Source organism: Nocardiopsis sp. CNZ308 (genome assembly GCF_004217075.1).
In genome coordinates, this window is record NZ_SHKJ01000001.1 from 864245 (window position 1) to 877938 (window position 13694).

The following is a 13694-nucleotide window of genomic DNA, read 5'->3' on the forward strand; positions in this document are numbered from 1 at the left end:
AAAGGACGCCATGACGACGGCACCCGCCCCCCGCCGCGCCGCGGTCGGCACCACGGTGGCCCGTGCGCGCACGGCACTGAGGCAGCCCGCCGTGGTGCTGGGAGCCGGCACCCTGCTCGTACTGTTCGTCCTCGTGGTGGCGCCGCTCAGCGGACTGGTCAACACGACCCTCCAGGGCAGCAACCGCGAGGCGTGGGCGGACGTGTTCGCCAGCCCGATGTCGGAGAACCTCCTGTGGAGGCCGATGGGCAACTCGATCCTCATGGGGACCGCCACCGCCGTCTGCTCGACGGTGGTGGGCGGGTTCCTCGCCTGGGTGGTCGTGATGACCCGCGTCCCGGGGCGCAAAACCCTGGGGCTGCTGGCGACGATCCCGTTCGCCCTGCCGAGCTTCGCCCTGGCGCTGGCGTGGGAGTCGGTCTTTCGCAACGACCTGATCGGCGGGTCCACCGGGATCCTGATGAACCTGGGCCTGGACGTCCCGGACTGGCTGGCCTGGGGACCCGTGCCGATCGCCGCGACCCTGACGGCCCACTACTTCTCGCTGTCGTTCCTGCTCGTCGCCGCGGCGCTGGCCAGCGTCAACGGCGACCTCATGGAGGCCGCCGAGATGACCGGGGCCTCCACGCTGCGGGTGGCCCGGGACATCGCCCTGCCGGTCGTGGCCCCGGCGATGGTCTCCGGCGCGCTGCTCGCCTTCGCCGAGGGGGTCTCCAACTTCGTCTCACCGGCCCTGCTCGGCCTGCCGGTGCGGTTCCACACGCTCTCCACCCGGCTGTACGGGGCGATCTCCACCGGTGACGTCGCACGCGGGTACGTGCTCTCGATCGTGCTCATCATCGTCGCCGCGATGATCATGTACGCCTCGACGCGCATCACCGGGGGCAGGCGCAGCTTCGCGACGATCACCGGCAAGGGCGGCCGCCGCCGGGGCGTGGACCTGGGCCCCTGGGGATGGCCGGTGGCCGGGATCGCCTGGCTGCTGGTCACGTGCACCACGGTCGTGCCCGGCCTCGTGCTCGTCCTGAGCTCGCTGACCGTGCGCACGAACGACTTCGCCTCCGGGCTGACCCTGCACTACTGGATCGGCGGCTCGGACCCGGCGCTCGCCCAGGGGCAGCGGGGCGTCCTGAACAACCCGCAGATCCTGGAGGCCACCTGGAACACCGTCCTGCTCGGGGTGTGCGTGGCGGTCGGCGCCGGTGTGCTCGGGCTGCTCATCTCCTACGTCATCACCCGCTCCAACGGCCCGAGGTGGCTGGTGGGGACCATGAGCGTCACCTCGTTCGTGCCCTTCCTCATCCCCGGCATCGCGCTGGGCGCGGCCTTCATCGCGCAGTTCGGGGCGCCCATCGGCCCCCTCCCGAGCCTGTACGGGACGTTCGCGATCCTCGTGCTGGCCGGGATCGCGGCGACGATCCCGTTCTCCGTCCGGTCGGGCACCTCGGCCCTGAGCCAGGTGTCCAGGGACGTCGAGGAGTCCGCGGTGATGGCGGGGGCCGGGCTGATGCGCAGGATCGGCGCGGTCATCGCGCCGCTGACCGCCCGCGGCCTGTTCACCGGCGGGGTGCTGGTGTTCGTCCAGATGGTGCGCGACCTGTCCCTGGTCGTGCTGCTGGCGACCCCGGCGATGCCGGTGCTGGCCGTGCTCACCTACCAGTACTCCTCGGAGAACTTCACCCAGTTGGCCAACGCGGTCACCGTGGTCATCGCGGTGATCTCGGTCGCGGCAACCGTCATCGCGCGGCGCTTCGAGGGCGCCGCCCAACCCTGGAACTCCCCATCATGACCCCAACGCCGCGCGCCCGGCAGGCCGAAAGGACCGACATGCGCTCCGAAACCTCCTCGGCCTCCCTGACCATCACCGACCTGCGCAAGGACTTCGGTGACACCGCGGCCGTGGACGGCGTCTCGATCGACGTCCCGGCGGGCTCCTTCCTCGTGCTGCTCGGCCCGTCCGGCTGCGGGAAGACGACGACCCTGCGGATGCTCGCCGGACTGGAGAACCCCACCGGGGGCGAGATCCGGTTCGGCGACCGCGTCATCGCCCGCGGTGACGGGACCGAGATCGTGCCGCCCGCCGAGCGCGAGGCCGGGCTGGTCTTCCAGTCCTACGCGCTGTGGCCGCACAAGACCGTGCGCCAGAACATCGCCTGGCCGCTGACCGTGGCCAGGTGGTCCAAGGCCGACCGGCGGGCCCGCAGCGAGCAGGTGCTGGCGATGCTGGCGATCGAGGACCTGGCCGACCGCTACCCGGGGGAGATCAGCGGCGGCCAGCAGCAGCGGGTGGCGATCGCCCGCATGATCGCCCCGCAGCCCAAGGTGCTGCTCTTCGACGAACCGCTGTCCAACCTCGACGCGAAACTGCGGGTGGACACCCGGGGAGAGCTGATGCGCGTGCACCGGTCGACCGGCGCCACGAGCGTCTACGTCACGCACGACCAGGTGGAGGCGATGACGATGGCCACGCACATCGCGCTCATGAAGGACGGCCGGATCGAGCAGTTCGGCACACCGCGGGAGCTGCTGGAGTCGCCGCGCACCGCGTTCGCCGCGACGTTCGTCGGCACTCCCCCGGCCAACATCATCGAGTGCCGGGCCGGGGGCGGTCGGCTGTCGGCCCCGGGCGCCGACCTCGGCGCGGCTCCGGCGTCGGTCCCCGACGGGATCGTCCGGGCGATGTACCGGGCGGGTTCGCTCGGGATCGACCGCGACGCGTCCGCGCCCGGGTGCCTGGAGGCGACCTTCGCCGACCAGGTGCCGATGGCCGACAGGTGGGTCGTGGGCGTGGACCTCGCCGACGGAACCCGGGTGAACGTCTCCCGGGACACGCCGGTCGACCTGCGGCCCGGGGACACGGCCGGTCTGCGGCTGCCCGAGGCGCCGGACGCCTACTTCGACGCCGCGGGCGACCGCCTGGACACCGGGGAGGCCCGATGACGCGGCTGGTCCTGGTCCGCCACGGCGAGACCGAGTGGAACGGAGAGCGCCGCCTCCAGGGGCAGCAGGACATCGGGCTGTCGGAGGCCGGACGCCGCCAGGTCGCCGCGCTGGCGGAGACGGTCCGCTACCTGGACCCCGGCTACGTCGTCACCTCCGCGCTGTGCCGCACGCGGGAGACCGCCGAGGTCCTCGGGGTCAGCCCGCACGCGCGCGACCCCCGGCTCAACGAGGCCTACCTGGGCGGGTGGGAGGGGCGGTACTCGGCGCAGATCAAGGAGGAGGACGGCGGTGTGTACGCCGCGTGGCGCGCGGGGCGGTTCCACCCCCCGGGCGCGGAGAGCTTCGGCGAACTCACCGACCGGGTGGTCGAGGGGATCGGCGCCGCCGCCCGCCGGGCGCACGCCGACGGCCACGGGACGCTTCTGGCCGTCACCCACGGAGGGCCGGTGCGGGCCTTCCTCCTGGCCGCAGTCGGGCTCGACCCGGCGCGCACGGTGCCCAGCCACCCGGCCAGTCTGAGCATCCTGGACGTCGACCCCGGGGCGGCGTCCCTCGCCGAACCGGGCGCGGCCAGGCTCCGGCTGTTCAACTACTCCCCGGCGATGTCGCCGCTGGACCCGCCGGACTGACGGGCCGGGGCAGCGGAGCCGGACCCACGGCGCCGCTGCCCTGCGGGACCGGCCGGGCCCGGTGCCCGGAACCGGATTCGCTGCCCGTGTCGGCTTCCGTCCGGGCCCTCGGCTCGGAAGGGCCGGTCGCCGCCGGGGCGGGAACGCTCGTGCGGCGCTCCCGCCCCGGCGACGGATCGGTCCGGCGGCCCCTGCGCACCGGTGCGCGGACCGGAGGCCCGGATCAGTTCCGGGTCGGGGCCCGACCGGCACCCGCGCGCCGGGGCGCGGACCGGGTCCGGGCCTCAGTCGTTGCCGGACTCCATGGCGGCGTGGTCGAGCAGGTCGTCGCTCTCGGGGGCCTGGCCTCGGGAGGCGATCGCCTCGGCGCCGCCCTCGGGCATCGCGCCGATCAGCCCGGTCGAGGCCGCCTGGGCGGCGCCGATCGAGGTCGGGTGCGAGGTGCCGACCATGCCGACCCTGGAGTACTCCTCCAGCTTGGCGCGGGAGTCGGCGATGTCGAGGTTGCGCATGGTCAGCTGACCGATGCGGTCGACCGGGCCGAACGCGGAGTCCTCGGTCCGCTCCATGGACAGCTTGTCCGGGTGGTAGCTGAACGCCGCCCCGGTGGTGTCCATGAGGGAGTAGTCCTCGCCGCGCCGCAGCCGCAGGGTCACCTCGCCGGTGACCGCCGTGCCCACCCAGCGCTGGAGGGCCTCGCGCAGCATCAGCGCCTGGGGCTCCAGCCAGCGGCCCTCGTAGAGCAGCCTGCCGAGCCGTCGGCCGTCGTTGTGGTAGCTGGCGAGGGTGTCCTCGTTGTGGACCGCGTTGACCAGCCGCTCGTAGGCCGCGTGCAGCAGCGCCATGCCCGGGGCCTCGTAGATGCCTCGGCTCTTGGCCTCGATGACGCGGTTCTCGATCTGGTCCGACATGCCCAGGCCGTGTCGGCCGCCGATGGCGTTGACCTCGTTGACCAGGTCCACGGCGGTGGCGAACGTCTTGCCGTTGACGGTCACCGGGCGGCCCTGCTCGAAGCCGATCGTGACGTCCTCGGGGGTGATCTCGACCTCGGGGTCCCAGAACCGCACGCCCATGATGGGCTCGACGATCTCGATGCCGGTGTCGAGGTGTTCGAGCGCCTTGGCCTCGTGCGTGGCGCCCCAGATGTTGGCGTCGGTGGAGTAGGCCTTCTCGGTGCTGTCCCGGTAGGGCAGGCCGTGGGCCAGCAGCCACTCCGACATCTCCTTGCGGCCGCCGAGCTCGTTGACGAAGTCGGCGTCCAGCCACGGCTTGTAGATCCGCAGGGAGGGGTTGGCGAGCAGGCCGTAGCGGTAGAACCGCTCGATGTCGTTGCCCTTGAAGGTGGACCCGTCGCCCCAGATCTGCACGCCGTCCTCAAGCATCGCGCGCACCAGCAGGGTGCCCGTGACGGCCCGCCCGAGGGGGGTGGTGTTGAAGTAGGTGCGGCCGCCGGAGCGGATGTGGAAGGCTCCGCAGGCCAGCGCCGCGAAACCCTCCTCCACCAGCGCCTCCCGGCCGTCCACCAGGCGGGCGCCCTCGGCGCCGTAGGCGGTGGCGCGGCCGGGGACCGAGGCGATGTCGGGTTCGTCGTACTGGCCGATGTCGGCGGTGTAGGCGTACGGGACGGCGCCCTTGTCGCGCATCCACGCGACCGCCACCGAGGTGTCGAGGCCACCGGAGAAGGCGATACCGACGCGCTCGCCGACGGGGAGGGAAGTGAGTACCTTGGACATGGAAATAAGTATGCGCCCTTATGAATGAGCATGCAATCTGGGAAGCCGCATGTCGGTGTGGGATAGATCCCTGACCTGCCGTGCGGGGAGCCGGGGCCGCGGACGTACGGAGGACCGCTGCGGGGGCCGCGCCGGGTGGCGGGGCCGGTGGCACCGGGCCGCGGGCGTGCGGGGTTCCGAGCCGCGCAAGGCGGCGGGGCCGCAGGGGAGACCTCGGCGGCACGGAGCGGACCGGCTCCGGTGCCCGATTCCCCGCCCTGCCCGGGAGCGGGACCACCGTCCACCTGAGATCGAAGCAGAACATCCGGCCCCCACCCTGCCCGGGAACGGGGCCGCCCGACCCGCGACGCGCCGGACGCTCCCGGGCGGTCGCGCCGGACACCCGCCGGACCGCGACCGGACCTTCCTCCGTGGCCGGCACCAGGCGCCCCGGAGGGCGCCCCGGACGCCCTCCAAGGCCGCACACGGCGGCCCGGGCGCCGGGGAAAACCGCGTGCGCCCCGGGAGGACCGCGGGTTAGCGTTCCGGGATGAGCGCACAGGAGAACCACTTCGCGGAGAGCGTCGCGGCGGCCTACGACGAGTCCTCGGCGGAGATGTTCGAGCCCGCCGTCCTGGATCCGGCCGTCGACCTCCTGGAGGAACTGGCCGGTGGCGGCCGGGCCCTGGAACTGGGGATCGGGACGGGACGCGTCGCGCTGCCGCTGGCCCGCCGCGGGGTCGCGGTGCACGGCATCGACCTGTCCGAGGCGATGGTCGAACGGCTCCGGGCCAAACCCGGCGGCGACGCGGTCGGGGTGACGGTCGGCGACTTCGCGACCACCCGGGTGGAGGGCACGTTCTCCGTCGCCTACCTGGTCTTCAACACCATCATGAACCTGACCACGCAGGACGAGCAGGTGGCCTGTTTCCGCAACGCCGCCGACCACCTCGAACCCGGGGGCCACTTCGTCGTCGAGGTCGGCGTCCCCGACCTGCGCAGACTGCCGGAGGGCCAGGACGCCGTGCCGTTCCACGTGGGTTCGAACCGGCTGGGGTTCGACGTCTACGACGTCGCCACGCAGGCGATGAGCTCGCACCACGTCACGGTCGCCGACGGGCGCGGCACGTACCGGTCGGTCCCCTTCCGGTACGTGTGGCCCGCCGAACTCGACCTGATGGCGCGGCTCGCCGGGATGCGCCCGCGCGACCGGTGGGACGGGTGGACACGGGAGCCCTTCACCAGCGCCAGCCGCCAGCACGTCTCGGTCTGGCAGAAGCCCGTCGGCTGAACCCGGGGCGCGGTCGGGCCTCCCCGGCCGCGCCCGGGCGTGGAAGCGGAGACGACGGCCCCCGGATCCCGTCGAACCAGGCCCGTCCCGGCCGGAAGCGGGCGCGCCGGTCGCAGTGCCGCGCCGGCCGCTCCCGGCGTCCGCCCGGCCGTGGGCGCGTGCGGCGGGCGCGCGGGCGCACCGGGAGGTCCGGTGCGCCCGGCGGGCCTACTCGTACTCCGTGCCGCCCCTGCGGGTGAGGTAGGCGTCGGAGACGAACTTGGCGATCGCGCGCCCGCCCAGGACCGGTGAGTAGCGCTCGCGCCGGGGCCGGACCACGACCCCCTCACGCAGGTGCAGGCCGCCGCCGCTCCAGGTCTCCTCCCCCTGCGCCAGCGCGAGCAGCGCCGCCTCGTCGTAGGGGCCGTCGTGGAGCAGAGGCACCGAGGGCAGCCCGACCGACTCCAGCACCTCGGGCAGGTCGGCGGCGTCGATCCAGCTCAGGACGCCGTCCACGTCCAGGGAGACGTCGAAGACCGCGTAACCGGGCTGCTCGCCGCGGCCGGTCTCGCCGTAGGCCAGGTCCTGCACTCCCGCGCCGAACACCTCACCGAACACGCCCACCCGGGCGGCGCCGAACCTCTCCGCCAGCCCGCGCGCGGCCTCGGGCACCCCGTGGGCGGTCAGCGCCCGCCAGTACAGGTTCTTCTCCGCGAACGCCAGCGCCTGGCTCCGGGACCCGTGGCCCTTGGACGAGGCGAGCTCCTCCCCCGTCGCGGCGACCAGGGTGAACAGGCAGGCCGTGCCGTGGATCTTCTCCGTGGCCACGACCGGCTCCCCCGGCTCGAACGCGTCGGGGTAGCGCTTGGCGTTCTCCACCTCGATCCAGCGCAGCAGGTCGGGCGCGTCGACCAGGTCGCCGCCCATGTGCACCGGGACCGGGGGCACCCACTTGGTGATGCCCAGTTCCCCGGCGAAGTCGGCGCCGTCACGGTGTTCCGCCGCCAGGTCGCGGTCGGCCAGCAGCTTCGGGCGGCAGACGATGCCCTGCGACAGCTCCCCGCGCAACCGGACGGCCTTGACCCGGTTGCTCCGGGAGCCCGCGAGCCTGCCCGTCAGGCCGAGTTCGCCGATGAGGTCCTCGGGCAGCAGTGCGCTCTCGGGGATGTAGACGGCCCAGTCGCCGGTGCGGTAGGCCCCCTTGGCCACGACCGCGCGGAACAACCCGACCTGCGCCAGCTCCAGCGCGTCCGCGTTGGGGTGCGGGTGGATCGTCAGCCGCTCGGCGGTGACCCGAAGGGTGGACATGGTGGTTCCTCCGTGTGGGGAGGCGCGTTCGGACCGTGCCTCGGGGGTCGGTCCACTATGTCCGAGCGCCCCGCGGGCCGACAACGGCTTTACGGAGGGGGCGCGCTCGGCGGGGGTCCGGCTCCGCGGAAGGGCACCGCTCCCGACGGCGGGCCGCGCCCCGCCGGAACCGACGTTAGAGTCGGGTGGACGAGAGGGGGTGCCGCGATGTCCGGGGCGCAGCACATGCAGATCGGCGAGGTCGCCGAGCGGACCGGCCTGTCCCTGCGCACGATCCGCTACTACGGCGAGGTCGGCCTGGTCGAGCCCTCCGCGCGCTCCCGCGGCGGCTTCCGGCTCTACACCGAGACGGACGTGGACCGCCTGAACCTCATCAAGCGGATGAAGCCGCTGGAGTTCAGCCTGGAGGAGACCCGCGAGCTGCTGGAGGCCGTCGACCGGCTGGGTTCGGCCGAGACCGGCCCCGAGGAGCGGCGGGCCCTGAGCGAGAGGCTCGACGCCTTCGAGGCGGCCATCGTCGCCCGCTGCCAGGCCCTGCGCGACCAGTTGGCGATGGCCGAGGAGTTCGCCGAGCGGCTGCGCGAGCAGCGCGCCCGCGACAACGCCACCGCCTAGCGCCCGCCGGAACCGAGCCGCCAGCGCCCCGGGACGGGAACCCGCTCCCCCGGCCCCCGCGTCGCGGGTCACCGCACGCCGGCACCGCTCCGGGACGGAAACCGCGCCCCCGCCACCCGCAGGCCGAAACCGCTCCCGCGAGACGCGGACCACGGACACGGCCCCGACCGCCGCCGCCCCGCGCCGCGCCGATGGCCACGGGGCGCCGCCGCCAGTGGGGCGCACACCCCTGCCTGGAGGAACAGCCGCACCCTTCCGTCGTGTGAGGGTTGTCTCAGCCGCGGAGAGCGAATCAGACTCTCACGTAAGAGTAGAGTTTCTCCGGGTCGTCACCCGCGCACGAGCGGAGGACCACCGCACCCTCTTCCCGGCCCGGCCCAGGGGCACGACCGGGCCCGCGGCGACGAAGCCGCACCGGGGCGTCACCGACATCTCCCCGGATCCCCGTGCGCACCAGCGCACCCCGCCTCACCCGGCGCGCGTCCGCGCCGCGCACGAACGCCCGACCCGACACCGCGGTCCTCGTTGTGGGCTGCCCGAAACCCGATGGGTGCCATGAAACTGCCCGTGAAGACCCCCAGGTCCCTCAAGGCCCGGATCCCCGCCGCCGCGCAGCTGCGCGCCGACGTGCTGGCCGGACTGGTCGTCGCCCTGGCCCTGATCCCCGAGGCCATCGCCTTCTCCCTCATCGCCGGGGTCGACCCCCGCGTGGGCCTGTACGCCTCCTTCGTGATGGCCGTGTCCATCGCCTTCCTGGGCGGGCGGCCCGCGATGATCTCCGCCGCCACCGGAGCGATGGCCCTGGTCGCGGCGCCGCTGTCGATGGAGCACGGCGTCGACCACCTGATCGCCGCCACCATCCTGGCGGGGCTCATCCAGGTCGCCCTGGGCCTGCTCGGAGTGGCCAGGCTGATGCGGTTCGTGCCGCCCAGCGTCATGACCGGGTTCATCAACGCCCTGGCCATCCTCATCTTCACGGCCCAGCTGCCCTACCTGGAGGGCGTGGGCGTGCCGGTCTACGCCATGGTGGCCGTGGGCCTGGTCATCGTCTTCGGCCTGCCCCGCCTGACCAAGGCGGTCCCCGCGCCGCTGGTGGCCATCGTCGTGCTCACCGTGGCGGCGCTGGCCCTGGGCATCCCGGCGCAGACGGTCGGGGACATGGGCGAACTGCCCGACACCCTGCCCGTGCCGCTGATCCCGGACGTGCCCTACACGCTGGACACGCTGGTCCTGATCGCCCCCTACTCGCTGACCCTGGCCCTGGTGGGGCTGATGGAGTCGCTGATGACCGCCAAGGTCGTCGACGACCAGACCGAGACCGCCTCGAACCACGGCCGCGAGGCCCGCGGACAGGGCATCGCCAACGTGCTGGTCGGGTTCTTCGGCGGCATGGCCGGGTGCGCGATGATCGGCCAGACCATGATCAACGTCAAGTCCGGGGCCCGCACCCGCGTCTCGACCTTCCTGGCCGGCGTGTTCCTGATCATCCTGTGCGTGGCCCTGGGCGATCTGGTGGGCATGATCCCGGTCGCGGCGCTGGTCGCGGTGATGTTCTTCGTGGCCGTCGTGACCTTCGACTGGCACAGCGTCGCCCCGGCCACCCTGAGGCGGATGCCCTGGACCGAGACCCTGGTCATGGTCATCACCGTCGCCGTGGTCGTGGCCACCCACAACCTGGCCCTGGGCGTGATCGTCGGGGTCGTGGTGTCCATGGTGCTCTTCGCCCGCCGGGCCGCCATGCAGGCCGACGTCACCAGCGTGCTCGACCCCGAGGGCGGCACCCGCGTGTACTCGGTCAACGGCGAGGTGTTCTTCGCCTCCACCGGCGAGCTGGTCAACCGGTTCGACTACGCCGAGGAGGGGCTCGGGCGCGCGGTCATCGACATGTCCAACGCGCACGTGTGGGACTCCTCGGCCGTGGCCGCCCTGGACCAGGTCACCGAGCACTTCCGCAGGCACGGGGTTCGGGTGGAGATCACGGGCCTCAACGGGCCCAGCGCGCACCTGCACCGGGAGCTGTCCGGAACCCTCACCGGCGGCCACTGACCCGGGGCGCCGGGGGCGGCCCGCCGGAACCGCGGCGGGCCGCCCCCGTGTTTCCTCGGGCCGTCCCCCGACCGCGGCACGGCCGGGCGGGACGGGTACGGCCGGTCGCGGGACGCGCACTCCCCCCGCCCGGCGCGGTCAGGCCTCCTCGTCCACGTGGATCGCTCCGGTGGGACACACCTGCCCCGCCTCGCGCACGGCCGGGTACAGGTTCTCCGGCGGCCGTTCGGTGAGCAGTTCGACGATGCCGTCCTCCTCCCGCTGGTCGAACACCTGCGGGGCGAGCAGCACGCACTGACCGGCGCCACAGCACCAGTCCTGGTCGACGGTCACCCTCATGGTCGCTCCTCCTTCGTCGTCGCGGCGTGGTCGTGCCCCTCGGCCGGGGTCGCGGGGGCGAGCCAGATCCCCGTGAGCGCGTCCACCAGTCCGGTCGCCGTGTCCTCCCAGCTGCACCGGGGCGTCGCCGTCTCCTCGGCGAGCGCGCGCTCGCGTTCGGCGCACGTGTGCACGATCAGGTGGCGGGTCATGTCCTCGCGTTCGGCGCGCACCCGCGGCGGCAGGTCGGGCAGGCTGGCGCGCAGGCCGAGGAGGATCCGCCCGAGCGGGGGCGAGGTCAGCGTCTCCTCGGTCATGATCACGCGCAGGCCCGGGTCGGTCGTGACCTGCGCGGAGAAGCGGGCGAACCAGCTCGGGACGCCCAGGTCCGCGAGGTGCCGGGTCACCGGCCGGACCAGGCAGGCGATCCAGTCGCCCGTCCCGGCCGGGTCGCCCGCCTCCTCGACCGCCCGCGCCCACAGCGGTTCGAGACGGTCGGTGTGCGTGCGCACGATCGCGCGCACGAGGTCGGCCCTGGTCCCGAAGTGGTAGCCGACCGCGGTGTTGTTGCCCTGACCGGCGGCCGCGCCGATGCCGCGGTTGGACACCGCGAACAGGCCGTGTTCGGCGAACAGGCGCTCGGCGGTGGACAGGATCAGCTCCCGGGTGGCGCCGGCCCGTTCGGTCCGCGTCCGCGGCACGGTCACCACCGGACCGGGACCTCGCGCAGTCCGCCCACGACCAGGCCGTCGAGTCGCCGCAGCTCCGCCGCGGGGACGGCCAGCTCCAGCGCGGGGAGTCTGCGCAGCAGCACGTCGAGCACGGCCTGGAGTTCGGTGCGGGCCAGCGCCTGGCCCAGGCACGAGTGCGCCCCGGCGCCGAAGCCCAGGTGCGGGTTGGGCACGCGCCCCAGGTCCATCTCGTCCGCGTTCTCGAACGCGCTCTCGTCCCGGTTGGCGGCGCCCATGCTGCACATGACGGTGGTCCCGGCCGGAACGGTGGCGCCGCCGATCTCGGTCTCCTCGGTGATGTAGCGCGGCAGGCCGAGCCCGGAGTTGGCGTCGAAGCGCAGCGCCTCCTCCACGGCGGAGCGCACCAGCGTCCGGTCGGCCAGCAGCCTCTCCCAGCGGCTCCGGTCGTCCAGCAGCATCGCCACCATCTTGCCGATCATGTTGGCGGTGGTCTCGTGCCCGGCGACCAGCAGGCCCATGCTGGTGGCGACCAGCGCGGAGGTGGGCAGGTCGTACCCGGCCTCGGCGGTCTCGGTGATCAGGGAGCTGATCAGGTCCTCGCGCGGCTCCGCCCGCTTGGCCTCGACGTGGCCGCCCATGTACGCGAGGAACTCGGCCTGGGCCCGGTCCATCTCCTCCTGGGTGTAGCGGGTGAGGTTGAGCAGCGCGTCCGACCAGTGGGAGAAGCGGTCGCGGTCGGAGTCGGGCACGCCGAGCATGTCGCAGATGACCCACACCGGCAGGGGGAAGGCCAGGTCCGCCCTGAGGTCGGCCGGGTGGCCGCGTTCCACCATGCCGTCGACGAGCCGGTCGGCCATGGCCTCGATCCCGGGCCGCAGCGCGTTCATGCGCCTGGCGGTGAACCACTTGCCGACCAGCCGCCGCCACTGCCGGTGCTCCTCCCCGCTGTCGGGGACCGCCGCCGCCAGGTCGCTGTTGAACACGCCGCCCGTCGCGCTGGCCGAGACCCGGGCCGCGTCCTCGGCGTCGAGCCGCCGGGTGAAGCGCGGGTCGGAGAGCACCCGCCTGACGTCCTCGTAGCGGGTGACCACCTCCGCCCGGTCGCCGCTGGGCAGCCGTACCCCGGCGACGGGGCACCGCCGCCTCAGGTCGGCCCACTCGGCGGGCGGCTCCAGCGCCTCCGGGCCGGGGAAGGGGTAGTCCGTCAGCCGTTCGGTCCCGTCGGCAGCCACAGCCCTCACTCCTCTGCGTCAGCGGTGCGTACACGTACAGTGAACGTCCGCCGCGCCGTTGAGTCAAGCGACTGACTTAGGAAGCGGGGCGTACGCGTCGGTGCGGCCGACGTCGCGGACCAGGGGCCGGATCCGCGCGCGGCCGCCTCCTCAGACGGCCGACCAGCCGTTGTCCACCGGCAGCACCGCGCCGCTGATGCTGCTCGCCGCGTCGGAGGCCAGGAAGACGACGGCGGCGGCCAGTTCCTCGGCCCGGGCCACGCGTCCCATGTTGGACATGAAGGCGCCGAGGGTGGTCGGGCCGTGGGGCGCGGAGGCGGCGTCGACGGTGATCGAGGTGGCCGTGCCGCCCGGGGCGACGGCGTTGACCCTGATCCCCTTGTCGCGGTACATGACCGCGGTGGACTTGACCAGGCCGACCACGCCGTGCTTGGAGGCGGTGTAGGCGGCCCCGGCGGCGCTGCCGCGCAGGGAGGCCTCCGAGGCCGTGAAGACGACCGACCCCCGGCCCCGCTCCGCCATCAGGGGCAGGACGGCGCGGGTGAGCAGGAAGGGCGCGGTCAGGTTCACCCGCAGGAGCCGCTCCCAGACCGCGTCGGTGACGTCGGCGGTGGCGGACATGTCGTCCATGATCCCGGCGTTGTTGACCAGGACGTCGACGCCGCCGAGGCGTTCGACGGCCGTGGCGACGACCCGGTCCACGACCTCCTGGCCGCTGAGGTCGCCGACCACGGTCTCGGCGGTGCCCCCGGCCGCGCGGATCTCCTCGGCCGCCTCCCGCGCGGTGTCGGCGTTGAGGTCGGCGATGAGGACCCTGGCGCCCTCCTCAGCGAAGCGCAGCGCGCTCGCGCGGCCGATGCCGGAGCCGCCTCCGGTGACGATGACGTTCTTGTCCTTCAGGCCCAGGCCGGTCATGGGAAGCCCTCTCG

The 13694-nt window shown here is 73.5% G+C and carries 12 protein-coding genes; 6 read left to right on the top strand and 6 right to left on the bottom strand.

From position 1 onward, the window contains the following. The first annotated feature begins 10 nt into the window (after nucleotides 1-10). Genes EV372_RS03645 through EV372_RS03655 form a run of 3 tightly spaced genes read left to right on the top strand, consistent with a single transcriptional unit; the run spans nucleotide 11 to nucleotide 3572 of the window. On the top strand, nucleotides 11-1789 hold the full coding sequence (locus tag EV372_RS03645; protein ID WP_130394843.1) for an ABC transporter permease: 1779 nt from the start codon (nucleotides 11-13) through the stop codon (nucleotides 1787-1789). A 38-nt stretch (nucleotides 1790-1827) separates the two neighbouring features. Then, entirely contained in the window at nucleotides 1828-2940 is a 1113-nt protein-coding gene (locus tag EV372_RS03650) for an ABC transporter ATP-binding protein (RefSeq protein WP_486484093.1), read from the top strand. Beyond that, nucleotides 2937-3572 carry a histidine phosphatase family protein gene (locus tag EV372_RS03655; RefSeq protein ID WP_130394845.1) on the top strand — a complete coding sequence of 212 codons (636 nt, stop codon included), beginning with the start codon at nucleotides 2937-2939 and terminating at the stop codon, nucleotides 3570-3572. Before EV372_RS03650 ends, EV372_RS03655 begins: the two co-directional genes overlap by 4 nt. A gap of 284 nt (nucleotides 3573-3856) precedes the next feature. Here EV372_RS03655 and argG read toward each other — a convergent pair whose 3' ends face one another. Continuing rightward, on the bottom strand, nucleotides 3857-5305 hold the full coding sequence (gene argG / locus EV372_RS03660) for an argininosuccinate synthase (RefSeq protein ID WP_013154492.1): 1449 nt from the start codon (nucleotides 5303-5305) through the stop codon (nucleotides 3857-3859). 529 nt (nucleotides 5306-5834) lie between these two features. On the opposite strand from argG, the gene EV372_RS03665 reads away from it, so the two are divergent. Further along, the gene (locus tag EV372_RS03665; RefSeq protein ID WP_130394846.1) at nucleotides 5835-6575 is read left to right on the top strand and encodes a class I SAM-dependent DNA methyltransferase; all 741 of its coding nucleotides are present in this window, start codon (nucleotides 5835-5837) and stop codon (nucleotides 6573-6575) included. A 207-nt stretch (nucleotides 6576-6782) separates the two neighbouring features. Here the strand turns inward: EV372_RS03665 and EV372_RS03670 are convergent, their stop codons facing one another. Beyond that, complete coding sequence (locus tag EV372_RS03670; protein ID WP_130394847.1) at nucleotides 6783-7862, bottom strand: RNA ligase (ATP); 1080 nt, start codon at nucleotides 7860-7862, stop codon at nucleotides 6783-6785. A 207-nt stretch (nucleotides 7863-8069) separates the two neighbouring features. Between EV372_RS03670 and EV372_RS03675 the strand changes: the two genes are divergently transcribed. Then, entirely contained in the window at nucleotides 8070-8477 is a 408-nt protein-coding gene (locus EV372_RS03675; protein WP_019611193.1) for a MerR family transcriptional regulator, read from the top strand. A 546-nt stretch (nucleotides 8478-9023) separates the two neighbouring features. After that, nucleotides 9024-10523, top strand: coding sequence for a SulP family inorganic anion transporter (locus tag EV372_RS03680; protein WP_130394848.1), 1500 nt, complete (start codon nucleotides 9024-9026; stop codon nucleotides 10521-10523). 138 nt (nucleotides 10524-10661) lie between these two features. Here the strand turns inward: EV372_RS03680 and EV372_RS03685 are convergent, their stop codons facing one another. The 4 genes from EV372_RS03685 to EV372_RS03700 form a co-directional block, all read right to left on the bottom strand. After that, nucleotides 10662-10862, bottom strand: a complete 201-nt coding sequence (locus EV372_RS03685) for a ferredoxin (protein WP_130394849.1) — start codon at nucleotides 10860-10862, stop codon at nucleotides 10662-10664. Next, complete coding sequence (locus tag EV372_RS03690) at nucleotides 10859-11551, bottom strand: TetR/AcrR family transcriptional regulator (protein WP_130394850.1); 693 nt, start codon at nucleotides 11549-11551, stop codon at nucleotides 10859-10861. Before EV372_RS03690 ends, EV372_RS03685 begins: the two co-directional genes overlap by 4 nt. Beyond that, nucleotides 11545-12765 carry a cytochrome P450 gene (locus EV372_RS03695; RefSeq protein ID WP_130394851.1) on the bottom strand — a complete coding sequence of 407 codons (1221 nt, stop codon included), beginning with the start codon at nucleotides 12763-12765 and terminating at the stop codon, nucleotides 11545-11547. Before EV372_RS03695 ends, EV372_RS03690 begins: the two co-directional genes overlap by 7 nt. Before the next feature lie 150 nt (nucleotides 12766-12915). Continuing rightward, nucleotides 12916-13680 (bottom strand): SDR family NAD(P)-dependent oxidoreductase, encoded by a 765-nt coding sequence (locus EV372_RS03700; RefSeq protein WP_130394852.1) that lies wholly within the window; start codon nucleotides 13678-13680, stop codon nucleotides 12916-12918. Nucleotides 13681-13694: the final 14 nt, after the last annotated feature.

What these genes read in the sequence shown, in the direction of transcription:
- EV372_RS03645 (WP_130394843.1), top strand. Translation starts at nt 11, where the DNA reads ATGACGACGGCACCCGCCCCCCGCCGCGCCGCGGTCGGCACCACGGTG.
- EV372_RS03650 (WP_486484093.1), top strand. Translation starts at nt 1,828, where the DNA reads ATGCGCTCCGAAACCTCCTCGGCCTCCCTGACCATCACCGACCTGCGC.
- EV372_RS03655 (WP_130394845.1), top strand. Translation starts at nt 2,937, where the DNA reads ATGACGCGGCTGGTCCTGGTCCGCCACGGCGAGACCGAGTGGAACGGA.
- argG (WP_013154492.1), bottom strand. Translation starts at nt 5,305, where the DNA reads ATGTCCAAGGTACTCACTTCCCTCCCCGTCGGCGAGCGCGTCGGTATC.
- EV372_RS03665 (WP_130394846.1), top strand. Translation starts at nt 5,835, where the DNA reads ATGAGCGCACAGGAGAACCACTTCGCGGAGAGCGTCGCGGCGGCCTAC.
- EV372_RS03670 (WP_130394847.1), bottom strand. Translation starts at nt 7,862, where the DNA reads ATGTCCACCCTTCGGGTCACCGCCGAGCGGCTGACGATCCACCCGCAC.
- EV372_RS03675 (WP_019611193.1), top strand. Translation starts at nt 8,070, where the DNA reads ATGTCCGGGGCGCAGCACATGCAGATCGGCGAGGTCGCCGAGCGGACC.
- EV372_RS03680 (WP_130394848.1), top strand. Translation starts at nt 9,024, where the DNA reads ATGGGTGCCATGAAACTGCCCGTGAAGACCCCCAGGTCCCTCAAGGCC.
- EV372_RS03685 (WP_130394849.1), bottom strand. Translation starts at nt 10,862, where the DNA reads ATGAGGGTGACCGTCGACCAGGACTGGTGCTGTGGCGCCGGTCAGTGC.
- EV372_RS03700 (WP_130394852.1), bottom strand. Translation starts at nt 13,680, where the DNA reads ATGACCGGCCTGGGCCTGAAGGACAAGAACGTCATCGTCACCGGAGGC.